This is a genomic window from Pseudogemmatithrix spongiicola, from assembly GCF_030623445.1.
GTDB classification, from domain to species: domain Bacteria; phylum Gemmatimonadota; class Gemmatimonadetes; order Gemmatimonadales; family Gemmatimonadaceae; genus Pseudogemmatithrix; species Pseudogemmatithrix spongiicola.
Window position 1 is genome coordinate 1,315,557 of record NZ_CP130613.1, and the last position, 25,478, is coordinate 1,341,034.

The window sequence follows — 25,478 nt, forward strand, 5'->3', positions numbered from 1 at the left end:
TGCTACGCGCCGATGATGTTCCCGAGCATGGGGGGCATGCATCGCTCACCGTCGGCGAGGCCGACGGCGCTGTCGGTCTCAGGCGTTGTGGGAACGGTACGCGTGGTGTCGCGAACCGTTCCCGCACGAGACGGTCGGTCGGTTGATCTGTTCGTCGACGTCCGCGACCGAATCTCTGACTCGGTCGCAACGGACGTGGAAGTCAATGTCGTGCTCGCGGGCGACGAGGTAGCCGACTCGCTGCACGGCGCGGATCGCGCGCCGAGTCAGGTGCCGCGCCGATTGAGCGGCACTCGGCGGCCCGACGGGACGGTGCGATTCACGCTGAGTGCAGTAGAGGTCACGGCGCATCGCTGGCAGGTACAGTTGCTCCGCGCTGGCGATGCAACACTCGATCCGGCCGTGACGGTCGCGGAGTTCGGACCGGGGCCGCCTCCCGTGCACTCGTCCGGTACACACGCCGTTCGCACTGCAGGGTGGCTGGTCGTTGGCGTGATGGCAACGATGATGCTCGTGTCATCGGGGGGGTGGTGGTGAGGATCGACGGAGCCAGCCTGTCGCCGCAGGCTTGGGTCGGCATTGTGTCGGCCTGCGCCATCGCCGGAGTGCTGTTGCTGCACCCGCTGACGATGGTAATCTATTGGTTCGAGTTCCACCCGGCGCACGCCGCATCCGGCACGGTCGCCAACTTCGTCCTTGAACGGATGGTTGGGGTATTCCAGCGACGGATGGTAGGTATGACGGGCATCTTCGCCGCGCTCGGTGTGCTCCTGGGGCTTCCGGCCGTCGTGTTGACCCGCGCATTCACGGTGAGGGGAGATCGCATTCGGTCTCTGGAGCTTGAACTGAATCGCGGCATCCCAGACCTGATTGCTGCTGGCGAGAGCGAAATCCTCGAGTTCAAGTCTTCGGCACGCTGGGACCGGAACACCGGGAAGGTTAGCCGCGCCGTCGAGGCGGCGATCGTGCGCACGGTCGCCGCCTTGATGAACCATCGTGGCGGCTCGCTGTTGATTGGCGTGTCAGACAACGGAGAGATTGTCGGAATCGAGGAGGATCTGGCGACGCTGCGCCGTCGCGATCGCGACGGGTTCGAAGCGTACCTCGTGGGCCTGCTCGCGCATTCCTTGGGTGCGGCGGTCCTCCGACACGTGCACGTCGCGTTCAGTCGGCTGGAAGGAAAGGAACTCTGCCGCGTCGTCGTGCAACGCGGCCGCGGTCCGGTGTATGTGATGGATGGATCGACAGCGCGATACTTCGTGCGCACGGGAAACACTTCGCGAGAACTGGACGCACGCGAAGCCGTGCTGCACACGGCCGGTCGCCAGACGGAGCCGGAATCCTAGGGCGGGCGCCGACGCGGTGTGGCTGTCCAGCGATGAGCATCGCGCCGAGGGGACGTCCCTACCAGGTATAGGGGAAACGCCGATTGTCCGTGACATTACGCTGCGTAAAATATTCTGAGAGCGATGGGCGCACGGTGAATGCCGCCGCCGTCCCATCGCGCGGTTCGTTCAGGGTGCGGTGGGTCCGGCGTCTCCTCGCCAGATTTGCGGCGCCAATCTCTCGGAGGATGCGGTCAATGATACGGCTGTCTCGAATGGATTTTCACCGGCGCGTTCGTTGCGTCGCGACACTGGTCGCGGCAGCGGCCTCTGCTCTGCTTCTCGCCCCGCGCGGGGGTATCGCGCAGACACCGAGCGGTGGTCGAGCGACCACCACAGCCCCAACCACCGCCGAACTCCAGCGACAGATCGCGGAGCTCCGGGCGGAGATTGCCCGCCTTCAGGCCGCAGTCGCGCGCCCATCGGCGTCCGCGTCGGCTGTCGGCCCGACAGGAGGCGCAGCGGCTGCCCCAGCAGCGAGTGGGATGTCGGGCATGTCGGGCATGTCGGGCATGTCGGGCATGTCGGGGATGATGGGAATGATGAATATGGATAAGGGCGAGATGGGAATGCCGCCCGCCGGCATGCGGATGCCGATGGGCGCCTCCGGCGGCGCCGCGGCGGGCGGAATGGGCGGAATGGGCGGAATGGGCGGAATGGGCGGAATGGGCGGAATGGGCGGAATGGGCGGGATGGGTGGTGCCGCGAAGCCGCCGACCGACTCAGCAGCTACCGGAATGGCGGCAATGCCTGGGATGCCGAGTGCGGCTGGCTCCAGCGCCCCTGCGTCGGTCTCGCAGATTCCCGGCAACGCCGGGTCCTCTCATCTCAACCACATCGGGGCGACGGGATTCTTCCTCGATCAACCGCAGTTGCAACTCTCGGCGTCACAGCAGACGACGCTGAACGGCATCAAGTCCCGGGCGCTCCTCGCACGTGCCGAGTCGGAGCGGCAGGTGCAAAAGGCCGAGGAAGAGCTGTGGGCGCTCACCGGATCTGCACAGCCCGACGCAACCGCGGTGGAGGCAAAGGTCCGAGAGGTCGAGCGACTCCGAGCCGGCGCGCGACTCGATTTCATCGCGGCGGTTCGGGAGGCGACAAACGTGCTGACGGCCGCGCAGCGTCGCACGCTACTCGGGACCGCGCCGTGAGCATCCGGCGGATGGACGCAGGCTACGGGGCGATTCGACTCGGTCGCCTCGTGGCCGCCGGACTCTCGCTGTCGGCGCTGGCATTGTTGCTGGGATGCGAGTCAGGCGAGGAGAAGTTGCGCGAGCGCGTCGACGCCGCCCTTGCGGCGGACGATTCCGTCGGCAACTATCGCTTTGGTCTTGACGCAGACGGTGGACGAATGACAGTATCGGGTACCGTGCCAGACGTGGCCTATCGGCGCCGGGCGGTGGCCATCGTAACCGCGACCTCGGGAGTGACGGATGTCATCGATCGCATCGTGGTGGCGCCCGTCGTTCCAGTGGACTCGACGTCCGCGCCTGCCGGCGCGAGAGCGCCCGCGCCGGGCGGTCGGATGGGACATATGTAGCGGCAATCGGTGGGCTGCCGCGCTCGCCGTCGCTGTATCGTGCATCGCGCTCCCGCCGTCGACCAGCGCGGCGCAGACGGCGGCCGAGCACGCGGCGCATCACCCAGCGCAGGATTCAGCGTCGCCGGCGGCGAAGATGCGGACGCCGCCCGCGACGGCGTCGCGCGCTCCAGCCACCGCGCCGGCGGTCATGTCTATGATGCAGGGCGCGCTCGAGCCATCGACCGAGATGGTTCCGCGCCTGATGCGCCTCTCGGTCGGTACGGACTCGGCGCGGGCGGACTTGGCGCGTCTTGCTGGCGAGCGGATGCTGGAGGGCACAACGCGGCTCGCGCGAGGCGTCGCCGGACTTGCGGCGGCGGAGGAGCGGGGCGAGAACGCGGCGATGTCGATCGCGCTCCAGGAGGCGCGCCATGGCCTCGGGATCATCGAGTCGGCCATCTCCGCACGGGCTGCGCTCGATACCAGCGTGGCACCAGCGGAGGTCGCGGACGCGTGGCTACGGTCGGAGCTGGGCCTTCCCGTCCCTGTCAGCGCGCAAGCGTCGCCTCCGCTGTCCTCTTTCCATCTTGCGCTGATGACCATCCTGCTGCTGTTCTTCGCCTCGATGGTCGTCATTCACTACCGGCGGATGCGAGCGATCGAGGCCTTGCTGGCAGCGCCGTCGGCGGCGGCCTCCGGTACTACCTCGGCGCGAGCAGAGACGTGAGCCGCGGCGAGGATGTGGCGCTCGCGAGCGCACTGGTGATGTTGCTGCTTCTACTGTGGAGTGGGTTCGTCGTGCACGCGTCACCGCAGTTCCCCGGCAGCGTCGTTGGAGGTGTCGTGGGCATCGCCGCGGCCACGCTGATGTGGGTGCCGACGTTGTGGTATTCGCTGGCGAAACGAAGCGTGCGAATTCGCCAGGCGTTGCCGCGGCGACTGCCGATGCGAGAACTCCTCAAGTGGCATGTGCGCCTCGGCCTCCTCGGCGCAATTCTGGCCATCCTCCACAGCGCACACCGCTTCGAGAGTCCGGTCGGGATTGTGCTCACCGGACTCCTTCTTGTCGCCGTGACGACTGGGTATGTCGGGCGGTACTTCCTCGGCCTGGTCGCATCCGACCTCCGGCAGAAGACGGCCGACTTGGTTCGTGCGCGGGCGCTGTTCAGTTCCTTCGCAGCCGTGCCCGAGTCGAGTGTCGACGACTCTATCCAGCGAGCGCTGGCCGAGGCCATCGTAGATCTCGAGTACACGGTTACAGTTCACGACCATCTCTCCGGGCGCGCGGCGACGTGGCTCCGCGTGCACTTAGTCGTGTCCCTCGCGTTCCTGGCGGTCTTCGTGCTGCACGTCGCGGCCGCGATCTATCTGGGGCTGCGATGGTGGTGACTCGAAGCGGGCTCGCAACCGTAGGCGCCGTGTTCCTTGGTGTGCTCGCCGTCGCGGGCGCCGGATGGCTCGGAGCGAGTTCCACGCAACGCTCCGCCGTCCTCAGTCTCGTCAGCCCTGGTCCACTTTCGGCGGCGCACGCGCCCCTCGCGCGGGATTGCACCGGCTGCCACTCCCCCGGCGAGGGAGTGGTTCGCGCGAACTGCGTTTCGTGCCACGCGTCGAGCCCAGCGCTCCTCGATCGACAGCCGACACGGTTTCACACCACCGTCGCGACCTGCGCGAGCTGCCACGTCGAGCATCGAGGCGTTGCGACGCGCCCGATCTCAATGGATCATGAGGTGCTGCTCACGCGACCAGGTACGCAGCTCGACTGCGCGAGCTGCCACGCAACCGTGGATCCCCACCGTGAGAATTTCGGCCGAGCCTGTCAGGCGTGTCACGTCACGGACTCGTGGGAGGTCCCGCCGTTTCAGCACCCGTCGTCGCGTTCGACGCGCTGCGCGGACTGCCACAACGCACCACCCAGCCACCTGATGGAGCATTTTTCCATGGTGTCCCAGCGTGTGGCGCGGCGGCCAGATGCGTCCGTGACGCAGTGTGCCGCCTGCCATCACACCACGTCGTGGAACGAGATCGTGGGGGTCGGATGGTACAAGCACCATTGAAACGCCACGTGCGGACGCGAACGGGAGCGCTGGCCTGCGGCGTCCTCCTGCTGTGGCTGGCGACAGCCCGACCCGCCGTCGCTCAGTCGATGCGCGGGCATGAGACCGCGTCTGGCCAGGCCAGTGCCGTCGCCGCGAGTGTGCACGTCGGGCTGAGCTGTCGGAGCTGTCACGTCGGCGAGTCCGCCGAGCGGGGCGCCGTGCCGGATTCCGTGGCCAGTTGCGCCTCGTGCCACGCCATTCAGGCCTCGACTTCCCTGCGCGACGCACACGCGGCCGCGCGGGCGGCCGGACGCGTCGCGGCACCCACCTGCGTGTCGTGCCACGGTAGCCACAGCGTCCGCTCGGTGACGGATCCGAGGGCACTGACGCACCGCGCGAACGTCGCCGGACAGTGCAGCAGCTGTCACGTGCGAGCCGTTCGCGAATATCTCGGTGGCGTCCACGCAACGAGGACACTCGCCACAAATGGCGCGCCCGCCGCCACGTGTACGGACTGTCACGCGGCGCACGATGCGCGGGGCGGAGATGTGGGGATGTCGGCGGTGGGACGGTACCGCGTCGCGACAACCTGTGCCCGCTGCCACGAGGAGTCGCAGGCCGCGTACGCCAAGAGCGTGCACGCGTCGGCCGTACAGCTCGGCAATCCGCACGCCGCGACGTGCGTGTCGTGCCACGGCGGGCACGACACGGAGGCGGTGAGGGGGTCGGAAGCCACGGCCGCGGCCCTGCGGCGCTCCGCGCAGGACTGCGCCAGTTGCCACGGCGACATCCGTCTCGCGGGTGACCACGGCTTCACCGCGGCGGTGGTCTCGGATTATCGCGGTAGCTTCCACGGACTGGCCGCCGCGATCGGCGACCGGCGTGTCGCGAACTGCGCCAGTTGCCACGGCAACCACGACATTCGCAGCGCTGCCGACTCGGGCGCGCGCACGCATCCAGCGAACGTCGGTGCGACCTGCGGATCCTGCCATGTGGGCGCCACGGCGACGTTCGCCGCTGGTGGCATTCACCATACGCCAACAACGGCCGGGCACAGGCTCGTGGAGTCGGTGCGCGCGATGTACGTCGTGCTGATTGCCGCGCTCCTCACGCTGATGGCTTTGCATAACGTCGCCGATTGGCAGCGGGCGTGGCGCGACCGGCGCCGACGTGTAGCTGCGGAGCCCGCTGCAATGCCCCACGCCGCCGACTATCTGCGCTTCACCCGCAACGAGCGCCTCCAACACTGGTGGCTCGTAGCGAGTTTCGTGGTACTCGTGCTGAGCGGGTTTGCGCTGCGATTCGGTTGGACCCTCCCCGTCTTGGGGCCGTCCATGGGTGCGTTGCTGAGAGCGTGGGCGCACCGGACCGCGGCCCTCGCATTGCTCGCGGGTGGGCTGTATCACCTCGGCTATCTCGCGCTCACGGTCCGCGGGCGCGCGCTCATCGGCGCGCTGCTTCCGCGGCTGCGACGCGTTCGCGATGCGCTGTGCCTGGCCGGATGCTGCCTCCGGCTGGGCCCGCCGAGCGTGCCGGACTGGAAGGAACTGATCCAGACGCTTCGGTATAACATCGGCGTCACCGATGTACGTCCCCGAGTCGGACGGTTCTCGTACGCCGAGAAGATGGAGTACTTCGCCTTGGTCTGGGGCACGGTGGTGATGGCCGCGACGGGACTCGTGCTCTGGCTCGAGGTGCCGTTCCTCAATCGGTTTCCATTCTGGGCGTTCCAGGTCGCATCCGTCGTACATTTGTACGAGGCCATTCTCGCGACACTCGCAATTGTCGTGTGGCACTTCTACTTTGTGATGCTACGGCCGGATGTGTTCCCACTCTCGAAGGTAATGTGCACGGGTCGGCTCTCGCGCGACCAAATGGAACACGAGCACCCGCGCGAGTTGGAGGAGTTGGAGGCCGCGAAGAGCCAACGCCCAGATGCGGGTGCGGTCCAAACCTAGAAAACGGAGGAGTGTGTGAGCGCCAAGCGATGGTCGCGGTCGTTCCGGTACAGATCCGTCGTTCTCGCCGTGCTGATCCTCGGCATCGGCGTCCTTCCGGCCTTCGCGCACGACTTCTGGCTCGTTCCGATCGGCTTCCGGCTCGCCCCCGGCGACGAGCTGGTCGTCCTCGGCCAGACCAGCAGCGCCTTCCCGGCGAGCGAGTCGGCACTGTCCAGGGAGCGCGTCGCGGACGCACGCGTGCTGGACGCGGCCGGCGAGACACGCATCGTGGATTTCGAAGCCAGCGGGAATTCGCTGCGATTGCGTCACCGCCCGACGGGGACGGGCCAGCGGATGGTTGTGGTGTCGACGGTCCCGAGATCCGTGCGCGAATCGGCGGCGGGATTCCGGCGCTACCTCGAGCTCGAGGGAGCGGGCGCCGTGCTGGCGCGTCTGGAGCGGGAAGGACGCGTGCCTCGCGACAGCGTGACGCGACGCTACGCCAAGTACGCCAAGACGTTCGTCGAGGTGGGTGAGGGTGGGCCTCGCGCGTGGTCCCGAATTGTGGGCCAACCGCTGGAACTCCTGCCGCTGACTGATCCGTCCGTGTTGCACCCTGGAGATACCCTGCGCGTGCGTGTGCTGTTCGGCGGGCAACCGCTCAGCGGCGTCCGCCTTGAGGCCGGTGTGGTCAGTCGGCCTGCGGACGCGAACCTGAACGCGCTGGCGGGACAGGAGCGGCACGGCACGTTCATCACCGATGGCCAAGGGGTGCTGCACATTCCGATCGATCGCGGCGGCCTCTGGAACCTGCGCGGCCTGCACGTGGCCGACGCGCCGGCCGGGAGCGGCGCGGATTGGGACACGCACTGGGTGACGCTGGTGTTCCTCGTGATGCACTGAGGCCATTCCCGTGCCCGGCAATCCGCGCCCCCATCTGCCCTTCGCCCTCGTGCTGGGTGGAGGGGGCGCGCGAGGATTCGCCCACCTCGGTGTGCTCCGAGGTCTGGAGCACCTCGGCTACCGTCCCCAGGCGATTGTTGGCGTCTCGATGGGCGCGATTGTCGGTGTGGCATATGCCCTCCGCCAGGACTGGTATGCGGCGGTGAGCCGCGTGAAGCTACCGGATCTTGCGGGTGCGCACGGCAGGGCCGCGGAATCGGGCGGGCCTCTTCGCTCCGCGATCCGGACGTTGCGCATGGCGGCCTCTATGGCTTGGGATTGGGGCCTAGGTAGTCATGTGCGCGAGGCCGGGCGGGCCGAACTGCGTGCGCTCCTCGGGCACCGGCGACTCGAGGACGCGCGCATCCCCGTGGCCGTCTCGGCAACCGACCTAAGGAGCGGGACGCGCGTGGTGCTGAAAACGGGACGCGCCGATGACGCCGTGTACGCGAGCGCTGCACTCGCGGGCGTCTTGCCTCCCCTAGCCATGGACGACTGGCTCCTTGCGGACGGCGCGTATTCCGACCTCGCGCCGGTCGATGTGGCACGCGAGTTCGGTCTCCCGGCGGTGGTCGCCGTGGATGCCGGGGCGCTCGAGCGTGCCGACGGGATTCGTAATGGGTATCAAGCGCTCCTGCGAGCCACCGAGATCTGCCATCGTCAGCACGCGCACCTTCGCTTCGCTTCGGCTGACCTCACGCTGCGGCCGCGATTCGTGCGGTTCATCGACACGCTCGAGTTCTCCGCTCGCCGGGAGTGCGTGGCGGCGGGCATTCGCGTCGTGCGCGCGGAGACGCCGGCAATCCGCCGGCTTCTCGAGGGCCGACGCGACGCCTAGTTGGTACCCGACGAACCACCCGTGCGAATCAGCGCTCTGGCGCGACGTATCGGTTGTAGAGCGCCGCCGCCGCCGCGAAGGCGCCGCTGGCGATGAGCCCCCATCCGAGCACGCTGACCACGAGGCCGACCCAGCTGACCACGGGTGCTACCATCGAGAGATCCGCGTGCAGGAGGTAGCCCGCAAGCGTCCAGGTGGAGTCCGGTGCGAGCAGTAGCGCGACGCCGCAGATTGCCGAGAGCGTCGCCGCGACAATGCCCGCAGCGAGGCCGAATGCGCGAACGTTGAGTGATGAACTTTCGGATGGCATATCAGACTCCGGTTAAGGTGTGTTTGGGCCGACGGCGGGAGGGCGCTGCTCGAGACCACCACGGAACGGCTGTCGGCAGACCTTCGCCCGTGTTCGCAATTTCGGGCGTACCGGACGCGGACACCATCGGGGATTTGACCAGCCGTGCTCGGGTATTGCCTTGCAGCGAGATGCGGCCGCGGCTGCGATTCGCCACGTCAGGCTTTACCCTATGTAAAATCGGGAGTTTCGCGACTACGCATCTGGCTGACGGACGCGATTATTGGCGCAAGACTCATCTCTCGGAACTTCGTCCTCGGGGCCGGTCGAATGGACACCAGCGTGGCGCTCGTAGAAACATATCTTCGAATGAACGGCTACTTCACTGTGGCCGAGTTCCCGATTGTCGCGCGTGTTCCTGGACCGCAGGGCCACACAGAGCTTCGAACGCGGACCGATCTCGACATCCTGGCCTTCCGGTTTCCGCGGGCTCAGCACCTCGTGCCGGCAGCCGGGACCGCGACAGCCGACGACCGTGAAGCCGGAGTGCTCGATGAAGCGCTCGGTGTTTCTGCCGACGTTGGGGACATGATCATCGGCGAGGTCAAAGAGGGCGTCGCTGAGCTCAACGCCGCGGCCCGGGATCCCGCGGTCTTGCGCGCGGCACTGGCGCGCTTCGGCTGCTGCAGTGCGGGAGAGGCCGCGCGCGCGGCGCGAGAACTTCTGCACGTTGGCAGTGTCGAGCTTCGCCACGGCCATCGCGCCAGGCTGGTAGCGTTCGGCTCGGTGGTGCCGTCAGCGTCGGCGGCCGGCGGACCGTCACACTGCGTGGCCCTTCCGCACGTATTCGACTATCTTCGGCGGCAGATTGCGAGAGACTGGAACGTAATGAAGGCCGGCGGCACCAAAGATGAGGCGCTGGGATGGTTGCTGCTGGAGGAAAAGGCGCGTCGAGCGTCACTGGCCGGAGCGGCTCGATGACGTGCGTTGCCGGTGTGTCTGTCCGTTTCGCTCAACCCAACGAGGCCGCCCGATGACCGAGCACCATGATCACAACCACGCGTCCACTCCGAGTCACGCGAGTCACGCGAGTCACGCGAGTCACGCGAGTCACGCGAGTCACGCGGGACCGGAGGGACACGCCAACCTGCAGCCCCACACCGATCACGATCGCCACGCCGGACACAGCCCCGCGATGTTCCGCCAGAAATTCTGGCTCTCGCTCATCCTCACGATCCCGGTGGTCGTCTGGGCGGAGCATATCCAGGATCTCCTCGGCTACACCGCGCCGTCGTTTCCGGGATCGGATCGACTGCCAGCGTTGCTCGGGACGGTCATCTTCTTCTATGGCGGGCTGATCTTCCTCCGCGGTGCGTGGACCGAGATCCGCAGTCGATTGCCCGGGATGATGACCCTCATCTCCTTGGCCATCACCGTCGCGTTCGTCTTTTCCGCCGTCGTGGAACTCGGCTTCATCGAGGCCGAGGCGCTGTGGTGGGAGTCGTCGACGCTCATCACGATCATGCTGCTGGGGCACTGGATCGAGATGCGCTCAATCTCCGAGGCCAGCGGCGCGTTGCAGGAACTGGCGAAGCTGATCCCGGATATGGCGCACCGAGTCGTCGAAGGCGGCGAGGAGGACGTCACCGTGGGCCAGTTGCGCGCCGGCGACACCCTCGTGGTGCGGCCGGGCGAGAGCATCCCCGCGGACGGCATCGTCCGGAAGGGACGCAGCGATGTGAACGAGGCCATGATTACTGGCGAGTCGCGACCGGTGACGAAGGATGAGGGTGTTGAGGTGATTGCGGGCACGATCAACGGCACCGGATCATTGCGCATCGAGGTCACGGGGACGGGCGACAAGACGAAGCTCTCCGGAATCATGCGTCTCGTCTCGGACGCGCAGCGCTCGAAGTCTCGGGTCCAGCACCTAGCGGACCGGGCCGCGCAGATCCTGACGGTCGTTGCGATTGTGGCGGGGGCCGTGACGTTCGCCGTCTGGCAGTATCTCGGCGCGCCGATTGACTTTGCACTCACGCGCGTGGTGACGGTGCTGGTGATTTCCTGTCCGCACGCGCTGGGCCTCGCGGTGCCACTGGTCGTGGCGATATCTACGACGCTGGGCGTGCACGGCGGGTTACTGGTGCGTGACCGTCGCGGACTCGAGGAAGCTCGGCTTCTCGATACCGTCATCTTCGACAAGACGGGAACGCTGACGCTCGGTGAGTTCCGCGTCGTGGACCTCGGGGTCCGCGACGGGATTGTGCCGGACGAAGCGCTCACCATCGCAGCTGCGATCGAATCCGAGTCCGAGCATCCAATTGCCCGTGGAATTGTGAAGACGGCCGCCGACCGCTCGCTGGTGCTCCCGACCGTCGAGGGGTTCAACGCCATCCCGGGACGCGGCGTCGAGGCGACCGTGCACGGCACGCCGTATCGGATCGGCGGGCCAGCCTTGCTCGAGCAGCTCGGCGCCGACGTGCCGGACGTGCTTCGGACCGCGGCCGAGAAGGCATCCGCGCGCGGGCAAGCAGCGATCTACTTGCTGTCCGGCAGCGCGGCGATTGCCGTTTTCGTGGTGGCCGACGCGATCCGCGAGGAGAGCCGCGCAGCCATCGCCGCGCTACACGCGGCGGGCATCGAAGTGGCGATGCTCACCGGGGACGCCGAGCCCGTCGCGATGGCGGTAGCTGCCGACCTCGGGATTGACACCGTATTCGCCCGCGTCCTCCCGGAAGACAAGGCATCACGCGTCCGCGCCCTCCAGGCGCAGGGCAAGAAGGTCGCCATGGTCGGCGATGGCGTGAACGACGCGCCGGCCCTCGCCACGGCGGACATCGGCATCGCAATCGGCGCCGGCACCGACGTCGCGGTCGAGGCCGGACACATCGTTCTGGTGCGTTCGGATCCGCGAGACATCCCGAGGCTCGTGGCGCTGTCGCGCGCGACGTATAGGAAGATGATCCAGAATTTGTGGTGGGCCGCCGGGTACAACATCGTCGCGATCCCGCTCGCGGCCGGTGCGCTCTCGGCGTGGGGCATCCTGCTGACGCCTGCGATGGGCGCGGTGCTGATGTCGGTGAGCACGATTGTCGTTGCGATCAACGCGCAGCTTCTACGCCGCGCAGAGCTCTGAATGACCACACATAGCGCCGCTCACGCCCTAGCAGACCTTCGCCTTGCCGCGCTCGTGGCCGCGAACCGTCCCGATGATCAGGATCGGGTGCATCGCATTGCGGCTGAGGCGAGTCATGCCTTCGAGGCACTGGCCGGAGTCCGCAATGGCGTCACGGTCTTCGGTTCCGCTCGGGCCGCGCCAGAGGCACGCTGGGGCGTCGTCGCGCGCGAAGTGTCCGCCGCACTTGCGGCCGCCGGATTCACTGTGATTACGGGTGGTGGCCCGGGTCTGATGGCCTCCGCAAACCAAGGCGCATCGGAGAGCGGTGCGCAGTCTGTCGGTCTCACGATCGAGTTACCGCTCGACGAGCCGCCCAACCCCTTCCTCACGCTTCGCGTACCGTTCCACTACTTTTTCCTCCGCAAGCTCGCGCTCGTTCGGTACAGCTGCGCGTTTGTGATCCTTCCGGGTGGGTTCGGGACGCTCGACGAGCTCTTCGAGGCGCTGAACCTCCGACGCACGAACCGTCTCGAGTCGTTTCCAATCATTCTCGTGGGAACCGCGTACTGGCGTGGCCTTGTGGACTGGCTGCGTGAGACCGCCGTCCACGCTGGGACGCTCTCGCTGGAGGACGTCGAGGCCCTTACGGTCACCGACGACCCGGCGGCGGTCGTGGCTGAGGTCGCGCACTGTCACGCGACATTGTGTCGCAGGCTCGGCGTCGCGCACGCATCACCCGCAGCCTAGAAGTCCCATTGCGATACCGTGGACACATCGGGCGCTCCGGTGCCCATGGCGAATCCGGCCGCCTGCCAAGGTGAGAGGGCCGAGACGGGAGAGCGGGAAGGCGCACTTGCCGGAAGAGGCGTCAAAGACACGTCCGCAGGCGACCGCAACGTTCTCCGACGCCCACGTGTGAACTTCCCGACTGCACAACCAGTTTCGGCCCAATGGGAATCATCCCCGGTTGTCGTCGCAGCGGCACGCACTGCGAGCGCGCCGAGTGACAGGCTCATTGATATGCTGACGAATCAGCGCGCGCCACTGACAGCGCTGGCCAATCGCGAACGGCAGTTGGCCGAGGTCGTCGGCCAACACCGCAACATCTGCCGCTTCGCGACGCTTCCGCGTGCCGCGAGTTCTCGAATCGTCACAACCGCTTCCGCGGGTGCGCAGAGGGAACCATGGCAACCACGGCGTCCGATAACATGGGTAACACCCCACGTGCGCCGCCTCGACCGCCCTCGTTTCGCCAGTCGCTCCGATGCCCTGGCGGAAGACGAGTCACATGGACCAACGCCCGCGCGCTCTCGAGGACGTCTGTCCCGAGCGGATGTCGAGGAACGCGCTTGTCGCGCCTGCGCGCACCGTGCATCGCGGCGTCAGCCCTCGGGTCGCCGTCAACAAACGTCGGCGCCGTGTGGTGACCGTGTGAGTTGTCGCGGTCGGGGCCGCGAGAGGAGGCCTGACTTGACCGGCCGTTCCCCTTGCTACGGAGCCGGCGGGGCGTCATGTTTTACCTTACGTAAAAACAGGGACCGCATAACAGGCGGGGTGCGCCCGGTATGCCATACTCCCCCGCATGACAGCCGTCACAGCCCTTCTCAGGTTCGCTCCCCGACACGCGCAGCGGCAGAAGATGACGAGAGCGTATACGTGGTTCAGGACGCGAGGGCGGTGTCGCCAGATTGCTGGCGGACTACTCGTGACGTTGCTGGCGGTCGTCCCGCTCGACGCCCAGCAGGGACCGGGCCAGATTAGGGTTCTCGCACCCGGCGCCACGCGCGAGGACCTCATTCTCGGCCGCCTGTACGCCGCCGCAGACTCCGCCAACCCCAGACTCCGGGCAGCCGACGCACGGGCGCGCGCGCTCGAGGCGCAAGCCGTGACGACCACGCGTCCCCCCGATCCTCGCCTGCAGCTCGGGTGGATGAACCGCGAACTGCCGGGACTCGGACCGATGAATCCTCTCGGAATGACGCAGCTGCAAGTGATGCAGATGCTGCCCACGGCCGGCAAGCTCGGACTGGCCGCGCGCGCCGCGCGCACGCGGGCATCCGGCGCAGAATTCCGCGCACGCGACGTCGCGTGGGAGGTCCGGGCCGCGGTCGCGGCGGCGTTCTATGAGCTGTATCGCGTGGAGCGTGCCGTGGCGATTGCCCGCGAGACGCGCCAGTTGATGGAAAACGTCGCTGCGGTGGCCGACGCGATGTATCGGGTGGGCGAGGCGCCACAGGCCGACGTGCTCCGGGCGCGTGTTGAAGTGGCCCGAATGACGGAGGAGATCGTGGTGATGGAGGCGATGCGCCAGGTGGCCCTCGCACGCCTCGGCGGACTGCTCGATCAGTCCTTCGACGATGCGACCCCGCCAGCAGCCCTGCCCTTGTTCCCGGCTGAGCTCCCCCCGCACACTGACCTAGAGGCGGCGGCGCTCGTGAGTCGCCCGATGTTGCTCGCCGGTGATGCGGAGCTCGCAGCGGCAGACGCCAGCCGCACGCTCGCGTACCGCGAGCTGTTCCCCGATGTCGAAATCGGGCTGCAATACGGACAACGAGCCGGGGCGATGGGGCCGGAACGGATGGGGAGTCTGATGTTGGGCACCTCAGTACCCATCTTCGCGCGCCAGCGCCAGCTCCCAATGCGCGCCGAGGCGGATGCAATGCGAGAGATGGCCGCCGCCGATCTGCGTGCGATGCGCGCCGAGACCCGCGCCCTGCTTGGGGCGGCATACGCCGAATGGCAGCGTGCGCGCAACCTCCAACGGCTGTACCGCAGCACCGTGCTCCCCCAAGCCCGCGCGTCGGTAGAGGCCGCGCTGGCGTCGTATCGAGTCGGTGGCGTGAACCTGATGACGCTGCTCGACAACCAAGCGACTGTGAATCGCTACGAGCAGGAACTGGCGGCCCTCGAAGCGATGGAAGGCATGGCACTTGCGGAGCTTGAGATGCTGATGGGGCGTGAACTCTTCGACGCAAATCGTCGTGCCGACTCACCGAGGGAGCAAGAATGACGGAGTCAACCACAGGTATGTCGTGGCGGGGCTTCATTGCGGCCGCCGCCGTGCTCGCTGCCACCGCCGGAGTGGCGTGGTTTGCCACGCGCGGTTCAACGGACACGGCGGAGTCCGGCGGTCACGCGCACGGCGCAGGCGCACCAGTCGGGGTGGGCGGCCCGGTGATGCTCGACTCCGCGCAGGCCGCGCGGATAGGCGTGACGTTCGCGGTCGCGCAGCGCAGTCCGATCGTGCGGGAGGTGCGGAGTGTAGGGCAGGTGGCGTTCGACGAGACGCGCGTCCGAACCGTGAGTCTCAAATTCGATGGCTGGGTGGAGCGGCTCTATGTGGACTTCACCGGCCGCGCGGTGCGTGCCGGCGAACCGCTGCTCGTCACCTACGCGCCGATGCTGGCCAGCGCGGAGGAGGAACTGGTGTTGGCGCACCAGTTGCTGCGCGATGTGCAGGGCGCCGACAGTGCCACGCGACGCGGCGCCGAGCGGATGCTGATCGGCGCGCGGGAAAGACTGCGCAATTGGGACGTACCCGCCGAGGAAATCGCACGCGCGGAGGAGTCGGGCGAGAGCCGCCGCACGTTGGAGATTCGGGCGCCCTACGACGGCGTGGTCATCGAGAAACTCGTGAACGAAGGCCAGCGCGTGATGGCGGGCGATCCACTGCTGCGCATTGCAGAGCTGCGTCGGGTGTGGGTGGAGGCAGAAGTGTTTGAGCAGGATGTCGCACTCGTACGCCTCGGGCAGCGCGTGACGGTGGAGCTCGACGCGTTCGCGGGCCGCCCGCGCTCCGGACCGATCGTCTTCCTGCAACCCACGGTGGATCCGGAGACGCGAACGCTGCGCGTGCGCGTGGAGCTCGATAACGCCGACGGCCAGCTACGCCCTGGGATGTACGCGACCATCCGCGTGCGGGCGACGGGTTCCGGGGCTGTGGTGCACGTGCCCCGTTCCGCCGTGCTTTCCACTGGACGCCGTGACATCGTATTCGTGCGGATGGACGACGGAATGCTCGAACCGCGGCAGGTGGTGCTCGGCATTGCCTCCGACGATCGCGTGGAGATTCGGTCGGGCCTTGCAGTGGGCGAGACCGTCGTGTCGTCCGCGACGTTCCTTGTGGACGCGGAGTCGAATCTGGGCGCGGCGCTCGGCGCGATGGCGGGCATGCCGGGAATGGAAGCGCCGACACCGAGCAAGTCGGTGCCGCCGCCTCCGTCCGCTCACGATCACTGAGGCGCCGCGCGATGCTCAAACGAATCATCGAGTGGTCGGTCCGGAACATCTTCCTCGTGACGCTTGCGACGGTGGCTGCCATCGGGGGCGGTGTCATCGCGCTGCAGCGCACGCCGCTCGAGGCCCTGCCCGACTTGAGCGACGTACAGGTCATCATCCAGACCGAATACAGCGAGCAGGCGCCGCAGATTGTCGAGGACCAGATCACCTACCCGATTGCGGCCGAGATGCTGAAGGTGCCGGGGGCGGAGGTGGTGCGCGGGTACTCGTTCTTCGGCGTCTCGTTCGTGTACATCATCTTTGACGACGACACCGACCTCTACTGGGCCCGTAGTCGTGTGCTCGAGTACCTGAATGGTCTCAAGGGTCGTCTCCCGGCGTCCGTGTCGCCGACGCTAGGTCCAGACGCCACCGGACTCGGCTGGGTGTATCAGTACGCGCTCGAGGACACCACCGGCCGCCTCGACCTATCTGAGTTGCGAGCACTGCAGGATTGGTATCTCCGCTATGAGCTCACCGCCGTGCCCGGCGTCTCGGAGGTCGCTACCGTCGGGGGCTACGAAAAGCAGTACCAAGTGGATCTCGACCCCGCGAAGCTTCTCGCGTATGGCATTCCCGTCACTCGGGTGATGCAGGCCATCCAGACATCGAACGCCGACATCGGCGCGATGGTCGTCGAGCTATCCGAGCGCGAGTATATGGTGCGGGGCTTGGGGTACCTCAAGTCGCTGCGTGATATCGAGAACATCGTCGTCGGGGCGACGGATCGCGGGACGCCGATCCGCGTGGCCGAGGTGGGCCGCGTGTCGGTCGGGCCGGCCGTGCGTCGCGGCGTCGCCGAGCTCGACGGTCGTGGAGACGCGGTCGGCGCCATCGTCGTGATGCGCTTTGGCGAGAACGCACTCGCAACGATTGCACGCGTCAAGGAGCGCATTGCGCAGGTGGCGCCGGCGTTGCCGCCCGGCGTCGTCCTGCGGCCCGTGTATGACCGCAGTGATCTCATCGAGCGCGCCATTGCGAACTTGCGATTCAAGCTGCTGGAAGAGAGTCTCGTGGTCGCGCTGGTGTGCATCGTCTTCTTGCTGCACGCGCGCTCGGCGCTCGTGGCGATCATCACGCTTCCGGTGGGCATTCTCATCGCGTTCATCGCGATGCGCTACGTCGGCGTTGGTGCCGACATTATGTCGCTCGGCGGCATCGCGATTGCCATTGGCGCGATGATTGACGCCGCGATCGTGATGATCGAGAATCTGCACAAGCATCTGGAGCGTGCCATCGTTGCGCGCGAGCAACCGGGCGCGGTGGAATCGCGCTGGCTCGACACGGGCACGCTCACGCGCGCCGAGCGTTGGCAGGCGGTGGTCGAGTCGGCGCAGGAAGTGGGGCCCGCGCTCTTCTTCTCGTTGCTCATCATTACCGTCTCGTTCCTGCCCGTCTTTGCGCTGGAGGGGCAAGAAGGCCGGCTGTTCTCGCCGCTCGCATACACTAAGACGTTCGCAATGGCGGCGTCCAGTTTACTGTCTGTGACGCTGGTACCCGTGGCGATGGGCCTGTTTGTACGTGGACGCATCTACCGGGAATCGGCCAATCCCGTCAATCGATGGCTGATGCGTGCGTATCACCCGCTCATCACGTTCGTGCTGCGGCATCGCTGGCCGGTGGTGATCGCTTCGGTAGCGGCAGTGATTCTGACGTGGATACCGTGGTCGCGGATTGGCAGTGAGTTCATGCCGAGATTGGAAGAGGGTACGGTGCTCTACATGCCGACGACCTTGCCCGGCGTGAGCGTGGCGCGTGCGCGTGAGCTGCTCGGCATGCAAGCCGATATCATTCGGACGTTTCCCGAAGTGGCACACGTGTGGGGGAAGGCGGGTCGGGCGAACACGGCCACTGATCCCGCCGGGCTCGATATGATCGAGACAACCATTACGCTGCGCCCTCAAGAGGAATGGCGCGCGGGGATGACCTACGACCGGCTCGTTGCTCAGATGGATTCTGCGCTGCGCGTCCCTGGCGTGACGAATGCGTGGACGATGCCGATCCAAGGCCGCAACGATATGCTCGCTACCGGCATCCGCACACCAGTGGGCATTAAGGTGTTTGGTCCTGATCTCGCGGAACTGGAGCGGCTCGGTCGCGAGATTGAGCAGGCGGTGCGGATGGTGCCCGGCACCCGCAGTGCGTTCGCTGAGCGCGCCGTGAGCGGCTATTACCTCGACATAGACATTGATCGGCAGGCGGCTGCGCGGCACGGACTCAATGTCGGCGACGTGCAAGCGGTCATCGCGACCGCGATTGGCGGCATGACAATCACGCAGACGGTCGAGGGAAGGCGCCGGTTCGGCGTGCGGGTGCGGTATCCGCAGGAACTGCGGGACTCGCCAGAGCGCTTGGCGTCGGTGCTCGTGCCGGTGGCGCACGGAGCTGGCGGATCCAGCGCCGCTGCGAGTGGAGGAATGGGCGGGATGGGAGCAGAGAACGGCGGAGGCGGCAAGAAGCCTGCGCAGGTGCCGCTGGGCCAGCTGGCGCGCATTACGCCCGTCGCGGGTCCAATGGTGGTCCGCACCGAAGGCGCGATGCCCACGGCGTGGGTGTACGTGGACGTCGTGGACCGCGACATCGGTAGCTATGTCGCGGAGGCGCAGCGTGCAGTGTCCGAACAGGTCACTCTCCCCACAGGCTACTCCGTCGTATGGAGCGGACAGTACGAGTATATGCAGCGCGCGAAGGAGCGGATGAAGCTCGTCATTCCGGCAACGCTCGCGCTGATCTTCCTGTTGCTGTACCTGAACTTCGGCAACGTCGGCGAGTCGTTGATTGTGATGCTCTCGCTGCCATTCGCGCTCGTGGGTGGGCTCTGGTTCCTCTGGGCACTGGGCTACAACTGGTCCGTGGCAGTGGCAATCGGGTTCATCGCCCTAGCTGGCGTGGCCGCAGAGACGGGCGTGGTGATGCTTATCTATCTCGATCACGCGTGGCAGGCACGCACGGCGGACGGGAGACGCGCGACCCTCGAGGAGCTGTACAGCGCCGTCATCGAGGGAGCGGTAGAGCGCGTGCGCCCAAAGATGATGACGGTCACGGCGATTATGGGCGGCCTACTGCCACTCCTTTGGGGGACGGGAGCCGGCGGTACGGTCATGCGGCGCATCGCGGCGCCGATGATGGAGGGATGGTGTCGAGCACGGTGCTGACCTTGCTCGTGATTCCGGCGGTGTACTCGCTGTGGAAGGAAGCGGGAATCACGTCCGGACCGTCAGAATCAGAAGCAGGGCTGCAAAGAGCTCGAGCTCTAACGCAGGTGCCGCAGTGAGAAGATCGGTCGCTAAGCCTGGGGAACAGCCACCGGCTTCGGGAAAGGCTTAGAACGAGAGGCTGATCTCGGAAGTCGCGACTCAGCCTCTGTCGTGGTACGCGAGCGTGTGGAAGAGCGTCGCAACACGGAAGGCCTCTCGAGCTCGGCGACACACTGAGCGCCGAGCAACACGGAATGAGGTTTGCCTACCTCTGGATCTACTGCAGCTGAGCGGCGTAGGCTGATGCGCTTCATTCGCAAACAGAGCGGGAATAAACATGTGTATGAGTGCGTGCTTCGGATTGCACAGCTCGGATGAATTCAGGCAATCAATGCAACAGCTTCGTCGAACACCTCCGCGGGCGTGCGGAAGTGTAGGGTCTTGCGCGGCCGGCCGTTAAGCTGGTCGGCGACGGCGTCGAGCTGCCGCTGCGTAACGGTGGCGAGATTCGCGCCAGTGCGGAAGTACTGCCGGAGCAGGCCGTTGGTGTTCTCGTTGGTGCCTCGCTGCCACGGGCTGTACGGATCGCAAAAGTAGACCTGCACGCCGGTGGCGACCGTGAAGCGTTGGTGGTGCGCGAGCTCCTTGCCGCGGTCCCAGGTGAGCGAGCGCGCGACGTGCGCCGGCAGCCGCCGGATCTGGCGGATGAGCGCGGGCACGACGCGGCCCGGCTCCTTGCTCTCGACCTTCACGAGGATCGTGAAGCGCGACGTGCGCTCCACGAGCGTGGCGATGTGCGTGTTGCCGCCGCCGGCGAGGAGGTCGCCTTCCCAGTGGCCGGGCACGGCGCGGTCCTCGACCTCGGCGGGCCGCGCGCTGATCGGGATGGCGTCGACGATCTGCCCGCGGCCCTGGCCCTTGCGCGTCGAGGCGCGTGAGCGCCGGACCACGCGTCCGGTGCGCAGATGCTTCAGCAGCTCCTTCTTCAGCACGCCGCGCGTCTGGACGTAGAGCGAGCGATAGATGGTCTCGTGCGACACGTGCAGCTCCGGCTCGTCGGGGAAGGCGAGGCGCAACCAGCCGCTGATCTGTTCGGGCGACCAGCGTTGCTTGAGCTTCGTCGCAATGAGATAGCGCAGGCGCGGCCGGGACGCGAGGCGGCAGGCCTTGGGGCGGCGCGCCAGCTCCCACGCGCGGCTGTCGGCGCGGATGGCGCGATACGTGGTGCGGCCGCCGTGCCGGGCGACCTCGCGGCTGATGGTCGAGGCGGCGCGGCCGAGGCGACGGCCGATGGCGCGGTAGGACTCGCCCGCGGCCAGCGCACGGGAGATGAGTTCGCGCTCCTCGAAGGACAGCGCGCGCTCCGAGCGGGCGCGGAGGCGCGGCGAGATGCCGCCTTCGAGACGGATCACGCCGTGGACGGCGCCGGGATTCTTAGCGAGGTCGGCGGCGATCTCACGGATCGAGTCGCCGGCGCGGTAGCGGCGCCAGAGCTCGGTGCGCTGCTGCCAGGTGTAGCCGTGCGGGCTGGGGATGAACATCGCAACTACCTCCATATAGAAGGAACTATGGAAGGTGTTGCATCGACCCTCTGAATCCAGTCGGCATAACGTTTGCTTCTGCTGTGGACGCTTCAATAAGAAGCAGTTGTGGGGCGGCCGCTAGGCCGTCCCATTTCCAACAGGCGGCCGCCCCGCAACTGCATCCTTAGCCGCGGCCATCGGCAGCAAGCGTCGTTATGCTGCCACGCTCTCAGGCGGACCCTATTGACTCCTTCAGGCGCAACTAACGCGGCTCCTCCACCCGTACCTCCACGCGTGTGGTCACGGGAGGCCCATACGCTGAGGTCACTTCGAGCACGAGCGTTCCGGCGCGTGTGGGGGTCACGAGCACGTCCATCGTTTCACCAGGCGCGAGCACCTGCTCTGCACTCCGCCTCACCCGCTGTGCCGACGTGTACTCGGCGCCGTCCTTCGCGACAGGGATCCACTGCAGGATCGCATCGCCCTCGAGGAGTCTCACGCGTTTGAGTGCGACCGCGCCGATGCTGATGAAGCGGATGCGATGCGTTCTGCCCGCCGTGAGGTCAATCGGAACTGGGTTCCTGCGACCGTTAATCATCGACCCAACGGGTGCGCGGATTGAGTCGGCGGTTGAGTCTGCGAGAACGACTACGCGCTCGTTTGCATCGGGCCGGTGGTCGCGCGCGCGCACAATCATCGCGCCGTAGAGCCCGCCCGTCAGCTGTGCGAGCTCACCAGCGTGAGTGTGGTAGATGAACGTGCCGGCCCGCGGCGGCGTCATATGCACGACGAACGAGTCGTCGGGGGCAATGATTGGGGCAACGCGAGTCCCGCCTCCGCTCCAGCCCGCGACGCCATCGTAGAAACTCTCAAGCTCCATCCCGTGCCAGTGGACTGCGGTGGGCTGCCGGCTTCGATTCACAACAGTGATGACCGTCGGCTCATCCTGCTGCAGTTCGAGTGTGGACCCGGGAAGCTCTACGGAATCACGTGCGGGCTCGCGCTCGTCGCGCTGCAGCACATACGCCAGTGATGGACTCCCGCGGACCGGCGCTGGGCGCTCGGTGACGAAGAGCCGCAAGCGACGCCGGGGTGTCACCTCAGGTTCCTCCGCCACCGAAGACGGGCGCACGCTAATTGCCGTGACGAGCCCCGCCATCACATCGGTGACCGTACCGTGGTTCGCGTGCGCGTTCGCCCTCGCAACCTCGCCGAGCCGAAGCGCTTCGTCGATGTGGTTGATGGTGTGGCAGTGGAAGAGCCAATTTCCGGCGCGTTCGGCCTTCCAATCAACCATCATCGTTCCACCCGCGCCCAGATATTCTGTCACCACCAGACGCGATGTGTCACCAAGTGCGGTGTCAGTGAATGGTGTGCCGCGCGACTGCACCCGAAAGTAGGTGCCGTGCAGGTGCATCGGATGGACGTGTTGGCTGAGGTTGAGCACGCGCCAACGAATCGAATCGCCTTGATTGTACGTGAGGCGTTCTGTGAACGGCCACGATTGACCGTTGATTGCGTAGACCTGTCGCGGGCCGTAGGGCGATGCAGGATTCGCGAGCGAGTCATCCCACGCGGTGATGATTAGCAGTCGCTCGCGCGCGTTCGCGACGCCTGGGTCGGTGCCCGCCGGGTCCACGATGAATGCGGCGACAAGCTGTGAGTCGTCGCGACGCCCCAGCAACGTCGGCGTGGCGGTCGTGCGCGCGAAATATGCGAAGGTCCCGACACGCTGAGCGACGAATCGCAGCTCCCGCGTCTCGCCCGGGGTAAGCGACACGGAATCTCGCGGTCCGTCGTGGTCGTGCAGACCGTGCACGGTAGCGCGCTCAGCGAGTGTATTCCGAATCGTGATGCGGAGGTGTGTGCCGGCGGGGACGCGGATCAGAGGGCCAGGCACTGTCGCTGATTCTCCCACTTCTGCAAAGGCCGCGACGTCAACATCGAGCGCGCTCGGTGCATTGGGGCGCCAAGTCAATCGCCGGAGCTCCAGCGCTAGCGAGTAGTTGTCATCGCGTAGCGTGCCCGCAATCGGACGCTGGTCGTTGCTCGTGAGATCGGCAACATAGGTGCTTGAATTGCGCGCACCGAGGGTCGACAAGACGACCAACAGGGCGAGGAATGGCGCGTGCGCTCGTGGACGCGGGCTCGGGAGCGTCATGCGACGGTCGACATCGGAGTCGGCGTCATTTGTGATGAAGGTCGGAAGCAGGTACTGGTCGTCAGTCGTGCTCCTGCGTAAGCGGCGTAGGGTCGGCATAACGTATGCTTCTGCTGTGAACGCTCCAATAAGAAGGGTTTGGCGGGGCCGCCGCAACCAGCCTAGGGCATCACGGCGGCCCCGCCAAACCCAGTCCGCACCGCGTTCATCGGCAGCAAGCGTCGTTATGCCGTGCGCGCGCGACCTCACGGGCGCTGTGCCCGCGCCTCGCGGTCACGCCGCTCGGCTTGTTCGCGCACCTCGCGCAACATCGCCTGCTGCTGGCGGATGCGGGGATCGACGTCGCGCAGCGAGCGGACCGTCACCGGAAGCGGGATGGTGAAGTGGCCGAGGTGGAGTCGCCCCGGCGTAAGGCCGAAGCGGGCGTCGCCGCTTCCGATGGTCCAATCACTCGCGGCATTCGCAGCGCGCTCCCGCGCGAGGGCCTTGATGAACGCGCGGTCGAGGTGATCACGCAGGGGCTGTAGCGAGTCCGATTCGCTGAGCGGCGGCACCGCGAGCCGGGCATCGCGCGACGGCATGAACGGGTTGTCGAACAGGCCGTAGGGCCGCTCGGCTGCGGGCGACGGCGCTGCAGTCGCGGCTCCGGAGGACGCGGCATCGGCGTCGAGTACGCCCGTCGTGCTCGAATCAACCGTGGATGCACCAACGGTCCCGCCTCGCGCGCCGCCAGGAGTCGTTGGGTCGCCAGGTCCTGAGTCGCGAGGGCGCACGGTGGGGATGTAGATGAGTCGTGGAGTGGGCTCCGCCGCGCGAGGGCTGCGTGCGGGCTCGACTGGCGCAGGTGCCGGTTGCCAGAGGACGAGGACAGCCAACGTCGCCTGCACGAGGAGCGCGACGGCTCCGGCGACAAGCGAGGGCAGGCGGGGGCGCCGGTGGGGACGGAGCGCGCGGAACCTCATCCCCTGTTCGTACCACGGCGCCTGTCAGACGGTTGCCTGCAATACGCGGATGCCCGTCGAATCGGCATAACGTGTGCTTCTGCTGCGAGGGCTCCAATAGTTGGTATGAAGCGGCGGCTGGACCTCCGCCCATCGCGGGGTGCAAGGTTCTGCCCCATACCATCTACCGTGCTCACCGTCTCGCGACGGGGCACACTGCGGAGGCCAGCCGCCATGGATATGATAGGGATTGATCTCCACAAGCGCGAGAGCCAACTCTGCATCCTCGACGCGGAGGGGCACGCGACGGAGCGGCGCATCGTCACGAGCCGTGACCGCTTCACGGCGGTGCTGGGGTCGCGTCCGCCCGCGCGGATCCTCGTCGAGGCGTCGACCGAGAGCGAATGGGTCGCGTGTCACCTGGAGGCGCTCGGCCACGCGGTGATTGTCGCCGACCCGAACTTCGCGCCGATGTACGCCACGCGGAGTCGGCGCGTGAAGACGGACAGGCGCGATGCGCGCACCCTCGCCGACGCGCTCCGGCTCGGCGCCTATCGGCCAGCGCACCGCGTGTCGGCCGCGCGCCGCCACGTGCGCGCCGAGCTGGCGGTGCGCGAGGCGCTGGTCCGCACGCGCACGCGGTGCATCGCGCTCGCCAAGGCGCTCGTGCGCCGCGACGGCCTGCGCGTGCCGAGCAGCACGGCCGCGAACTTCGTCGAGCGACTCACGGCGCTCCCCCTCGGGTCGACGCTGGCGGCCGAGCTCGCGCCGTTGATCGCGGTCCTCGGCCCGCTGAACGTCCAGATCGAGGCCGCGGACGCGCGCATCGCGGCACTGGGGCGCACGGACCCGATCGTGGCGCTGCTGCAGACGGCCCCCTCCATCGGGCCGGTGACCTCGAGCGGCCTCGTCGCGATTGCGGATGACGTCGGCCGGTTCCCGTCGGCGCACCAGTTCGAGGCCTTCCTCGGGCTGGTGCCCGGGGAGCGGAGCTCAGGCGAGAAGCGCCGGGTCGGGCACATCACGAAGGCGGGCAACCGCCGCGCGCGCTATCTCCTGGTCGAGGCGGCGTGGCGCATCCTCCGCTCGAAGGCGGCCGACACCGCGGTGCTGCGCGCGTGGGCGCAGCGCATCCTGCATCGGCGGGGCAAGAAGATCGCGGCGGTCGCGCTGGCGCGGCGGCTCGCGGGCATCCTGTATGCGATGTGGCGGGATCAGCGGGCGTATGACGCGGGCCAGCTGCGGATGCCGCCGAGCGAGCCGGTGCACGCCGCGTAAGCACCGCGGGCATGCAGGACCTGCGTA

Annotated in this window: 19 protein-coding genes and 1 pseudogene; 16 read left to right on the forward strand and 4 right to left on the reverse strand. The window is 67.1% G+C overall.

What is annotated here, in order from left to right:
• Nucleotides 1-195: 195 nt before the first annotated feature.
• From Strain318_RS05965 to Strain318_RS06005, 9 genes are all read left to right on the forward strand, one after another.
• Nucleotides 196-537 (forward strand): hypothetical protein, encoded by a 342-nt coding sequence (locus tag Strain318_RS05965; RefSeq protein WP_367887600.1) that lies wholly within the window; start codon nucleotides 196-198, stop codon nucleotides 535-537.
• A complete protein-coding gene (locus Strain318_RS05970) occupies nucleotides 534-1,346 on the forward strand; it encodes an AlbA family DNA-binding domain-containing protein (protein WP_367887601.1) in 813 nt (270 codons plus the stop codon). The genes Strain318_RS05965 and Strain318_RS05970 overlap by 4 nt, the downstream gene beginning before the upstream one ends.
• A 533-nt stretch (nucleotides 1,347-1,879) precedes the next feature.
• Nucleotides 1,880-2,536 carry a periplasmic heavy metal sensor gene (locus Strain318_RS05975; protein WP_367887602.1) on the forward strand — a complete coding sequence of 219 codons (657 nt, stop codon included), beginning with the start codon at nucleotides 1,880-1,882 and terminating at the stop codon, nucleotides 2,534-2,536.
• Complete coding sequence (locus Strain318_RS05980; protein ID WP_367887603.1) at nucleotides 2,533-2,925, forward strand: BON domain-containing protein; 393 nt, start codon at nucleotides 2,533-2,535, stop codon at nucleotides 2,923-2,925. The genes Strain318_RS05975 and Strain318_RS05980 overlap by 4 nt, the downstream gene beginning before the upstream one ends.
• A 196-nt stretch (nucleotides 2,926-3,121) precedes the next feature.
• Nucleotides 3,122-3,634 carry a hypothetical protein gene (locus tag Strain318_RS05985; RefSeq protein ID WP_367887604.1) on the forward strand — a complete coding sequence of 171 codons (513 nt, stop codon included), beginning with the start codon at nucleotides 3,122-3,124 and terminating at the stop codon, nucleotides 3,632-3,634.
• On the forward strand, nucleotides 3,631-4,296 hold the full coding sequence (locus tag Strain318_RS05990) for a hypothetical protein (protein WP_367887605.1): 666 nt from the start codon (nucleotides 3,631-3,633) through the stop codon (nucleotides 4,294-4,296). The genes Strain318_RS05985 and Strain318_RS05990 overlap by 4 nt, the downstream gene beginning before the upstream one ends.
• Nucleotides 4,297-5,500: 1,204 nt before the next feature.
• Nucleotides 5,501-6,904 (forward strand): cytochrome b/b6 domain-containing protein, encoded by a 1,404-nt coding sequence (locus Strain318_RS05995; protein ID WP_367887606.1) that lies wholly within the window; start codon nucleotides 5,501-5,503, stop codon nucleotides 6,902-6,904.
• Nucleotides 6,905-6,919: 15 nt separating this feature from the next.
• Nucleotides 6,920-7,789, forward strand: a complete 870-nt coding sequence (locus Strain318_RS06000) for a DUF4198 domain-containing protein (RefSeq protein ID WP_367887607.1) — start codon at nucleotides 6,920-6,922, stop codon at nucleotides 7,787-7,789.
• Nucleotides 7,790-7,838: 49 nt separating this feature from the next.
• Nucleotides 7,839-8,666 carry a patatin-like phospholipase family protein gene (locus Strain318_RS06005; RefSeq protein ID WP_367887888.1) on the forward strand — a complete coding sequence of 276 codons (828 nt, stop codon included), beginning with the start codon at nucleotides 7,839-7,841 and terminating at the stop codon, nucleotides 8,664-8,666.
• A 28-nt stretch (nucleotides 8,667-8,694) separates the two neighbouring features.
• On the opposite strand, the gene Strain318_RS06010 is transcribed toward Strain318_RS06005, so the two are convergent.
• Nucleotides 8,695-8,976 carry a DUF5676 family membrane protein gene (locus Strain318_RS06010; protein ID WP_291158201.1) on the reverse strand — a complete coding sequence of 94 codons (282 nt, stop codon included), beginning with the start codon at nucleotides 8,974-8,976 and terminating at the stop codon, nucleotides 8,695-8,697.
• A 348-nt stretch (nucleotides 8,977-9,324) separates the two neighbouring features.
• Here Strain318_RS06010 and Strain318_RS06015 point away from each other — a divergent pair, with 348 nt between their 5' ends.
• The 6 genes and pseudogenes from Strain318_RS06015 (at nucleotide 9,325) to Strain318_RS06040 (ending at nucleotide 19,625) form a co-directional block, all read left to right on the forward strand.
• The gene (locus tag Strain318_RS06015) at nucleotides 9,325-9,936 is read left to right on the forward strand and encodes a hypothetical protein (protein WP_367887608.1); all 612 of its coding nucleotides are present in this window, start codon (nucleotides 9,325-9,327) and stop codon (nucleotides 9,934-9,936) included.
• A 214-nt stretch (nucleotides 9,937-10,150) separates the two neighbouring features.
• Complete coding sequence (locus Strain318_RS06020; protein WP_291158196.1) at nucleotides 10,151-12,091, forward strand: copper-translocating P-type ATPase; 1,941 nt, start codon at nucleotides 10,151-10,153, stop codon at nucleotides 12,089-12,091.
• Between the two features lie 87 nt (nucleotides 12,092-12,178).
• Entirely contained in the window at nucleotides 12,179-12,820 is a 642-nt protein-coding gene (locus Strain318_RS06025) for an LOG family protein (RefSeq protein WP_367887889.1), read from the forward strand.
• A gap of 958 nt (nucleotides 12,821-13,778) precedes the next feature.
• Complete coding sequence (locus Strain318_RS06030) at nucleotides 13,779-15,083, forward strand: TolC family protein (RefSeq protein WP_367887609.1); 1,305 nt, start codon at nucleotides 13,779-13,781, stop codon at nucleotides 15,081-15,083.
• On the forward strand, nucleotides 15,080-16,312 hold the full coding sequence (locus Strain318_RS06035; RefSeq protein WP_367887610.1) for an efflux RND transporter periplasmic adaptor subunit: 1,233 nt from the start codon (nucleotides 15,080-15,082) through the stop codon (nucleotides 16,310-16,312). The genes Strain318_RS06030 and Strain318_RS06035 overlap by 4 nt, the downstream gene beginning before the upstream one ends.
• Before the next feature lie 11 nt (nucleotides 16,313-16,323).
• Nucleotides 16,324-19,625: pseudogene (locus Strain318_RS06040) on the forward strand (efflux RND transporter permease subunit).
• Between the two features lie 303 nt (nucleotides 19,626-19,928).
• Here Strain318_RS06040 and Strain318_RS06045 read toward each other — a convergent pair.
• The 3 genes from Strain318_RS06045 to Strain318_RS06055 all read right to left on the reverse strand — a co-directional run bounded on the left by Strain318_RS06045 (nucleotide 19,929) and on the right by Strain318_RS06055 (nucleotide 24,005).
• Entirely contained in the window at nucleotides 19,929-21,089 is a 1,161-nt protein-coding gene (locus Strain318_RS06045) for an IS30 family transposase (RefSeq protein WP_437436317.1), read from the reverse strand.
• Between the two features lie 244 nt (nucleotides 21,090-21,333).
• The gene (locus Strain318_RS06050; protein ID WP_367887981.1) at nucleotides 21,334-23,172 is read right to left on the reverse strand and encodes a multicopper oxidase domain-containing protein; all 1,839 of its coding nucleotides are present in this window, start codon (nucleotides 23,170-23,172) and stop codon (nucleotides 21,334-21,336) included.
• 305 nt (nucleotides 23,173-23,477) lie between these two features.
• Entirely contained in the window at nucleotides 23,478-24,005 is a 528-nt protein-coding gene (locus Strain318_RS06055; RefSeq protein ID WP_367887614.1) for a hypothetical protein, read from the reverse strand.
• Between the two features lie 408 nt (nucleotides 24,006-24,413).
• On the opposite strand from Strain318_RS06055, the gene Strain318_RS06060 reads away from it, so the two are divergent.
• Nucleotides 24,414-25,451: an IS110 family RNA-guided transposase gene (locus tag Strain318_RS06060; RefSeq protein WP_367885697.1), complete on the forward strand. Its 1,038-nt coding sequence runs from the start codon at nucleotides 24,414-24,416 to the stop codon at nucleotides 25,449-25,451.
• The last annotated feature ends 27 nt before the right edge of the window (nucleotides 25,452-25,478 follow it).

What these genes read in the sequence shown, in the direction of transcription:
- Strain318_RS06020 (WP_291158196.1), top strand. Translation starts at nt 10,151, where the DNA reads ATGTTCCGCCAGAAATTCTGGCTCTCGCTCATCCTCACGATCCCGGTG.
- Strain318_RS06015 (WP_367887608.1), top strand. Translation starts at nt 9,325, where the DNA reads ATGAACGGCTACTTCACTGTGGCCGAGTTCCCGATTGTCGCGCGTGTT.
- Strain318_RS06060 (WP_367885697.1), top strand. Translation starts at nt 24,414, where the DNA reads ATGATAGGGATTGATCTCCACAAGCGCGAGAGCCAACTCTGCATCCTC.
- Strain318_RS05995 (WP_367887606.1), top strand. Translation starts at nt 5,501, where the DNA reads ATGTCGGCGGTGGGACGGTACCGCGTCGCGACAACCTGTGCCCGCTGC.
- Strain318_RS06010 (WP_291158201.1), bottom strand. Translation starts at nt 8,976, where the DNA reads ATGCCATCCGAAAGTTCATCACTCAACGTTCGCGCATTCGGCCTCGCT.
- Strain318_RS06045 (WP_437436317.1), bottom strand. Translation starts at nt 21,089, where the DNA reads ATGTTCATCCCCAGCCCGCACGGCTACACCTGGCAGCAGCGCACCGAG.
- Strain318_RS06035 (WP_367887610.1), top strand. Translation starts at nt 15,080, where the DNA reads ATGACGGAGTCAACCACAGGTATGTCGTGGCGGGGCTTCATTGCGGCC.
- Strain318_RS05985 (WP_367887604.1), top strand. Translation starts at nt 3,122, where the DNA reads ATGATGCAGGGCGCGCTCGAGCCATCGACCGAGATGGTTCCGCGCCTG.
- Strain318_RS05975 (WP_367887602.1), top strand. Translation starts at nt 1,880, where the DNA reads ATGTCGGGCATGTCGGGCATGTCGGGCATGTCGGGGATGATGGGAATG.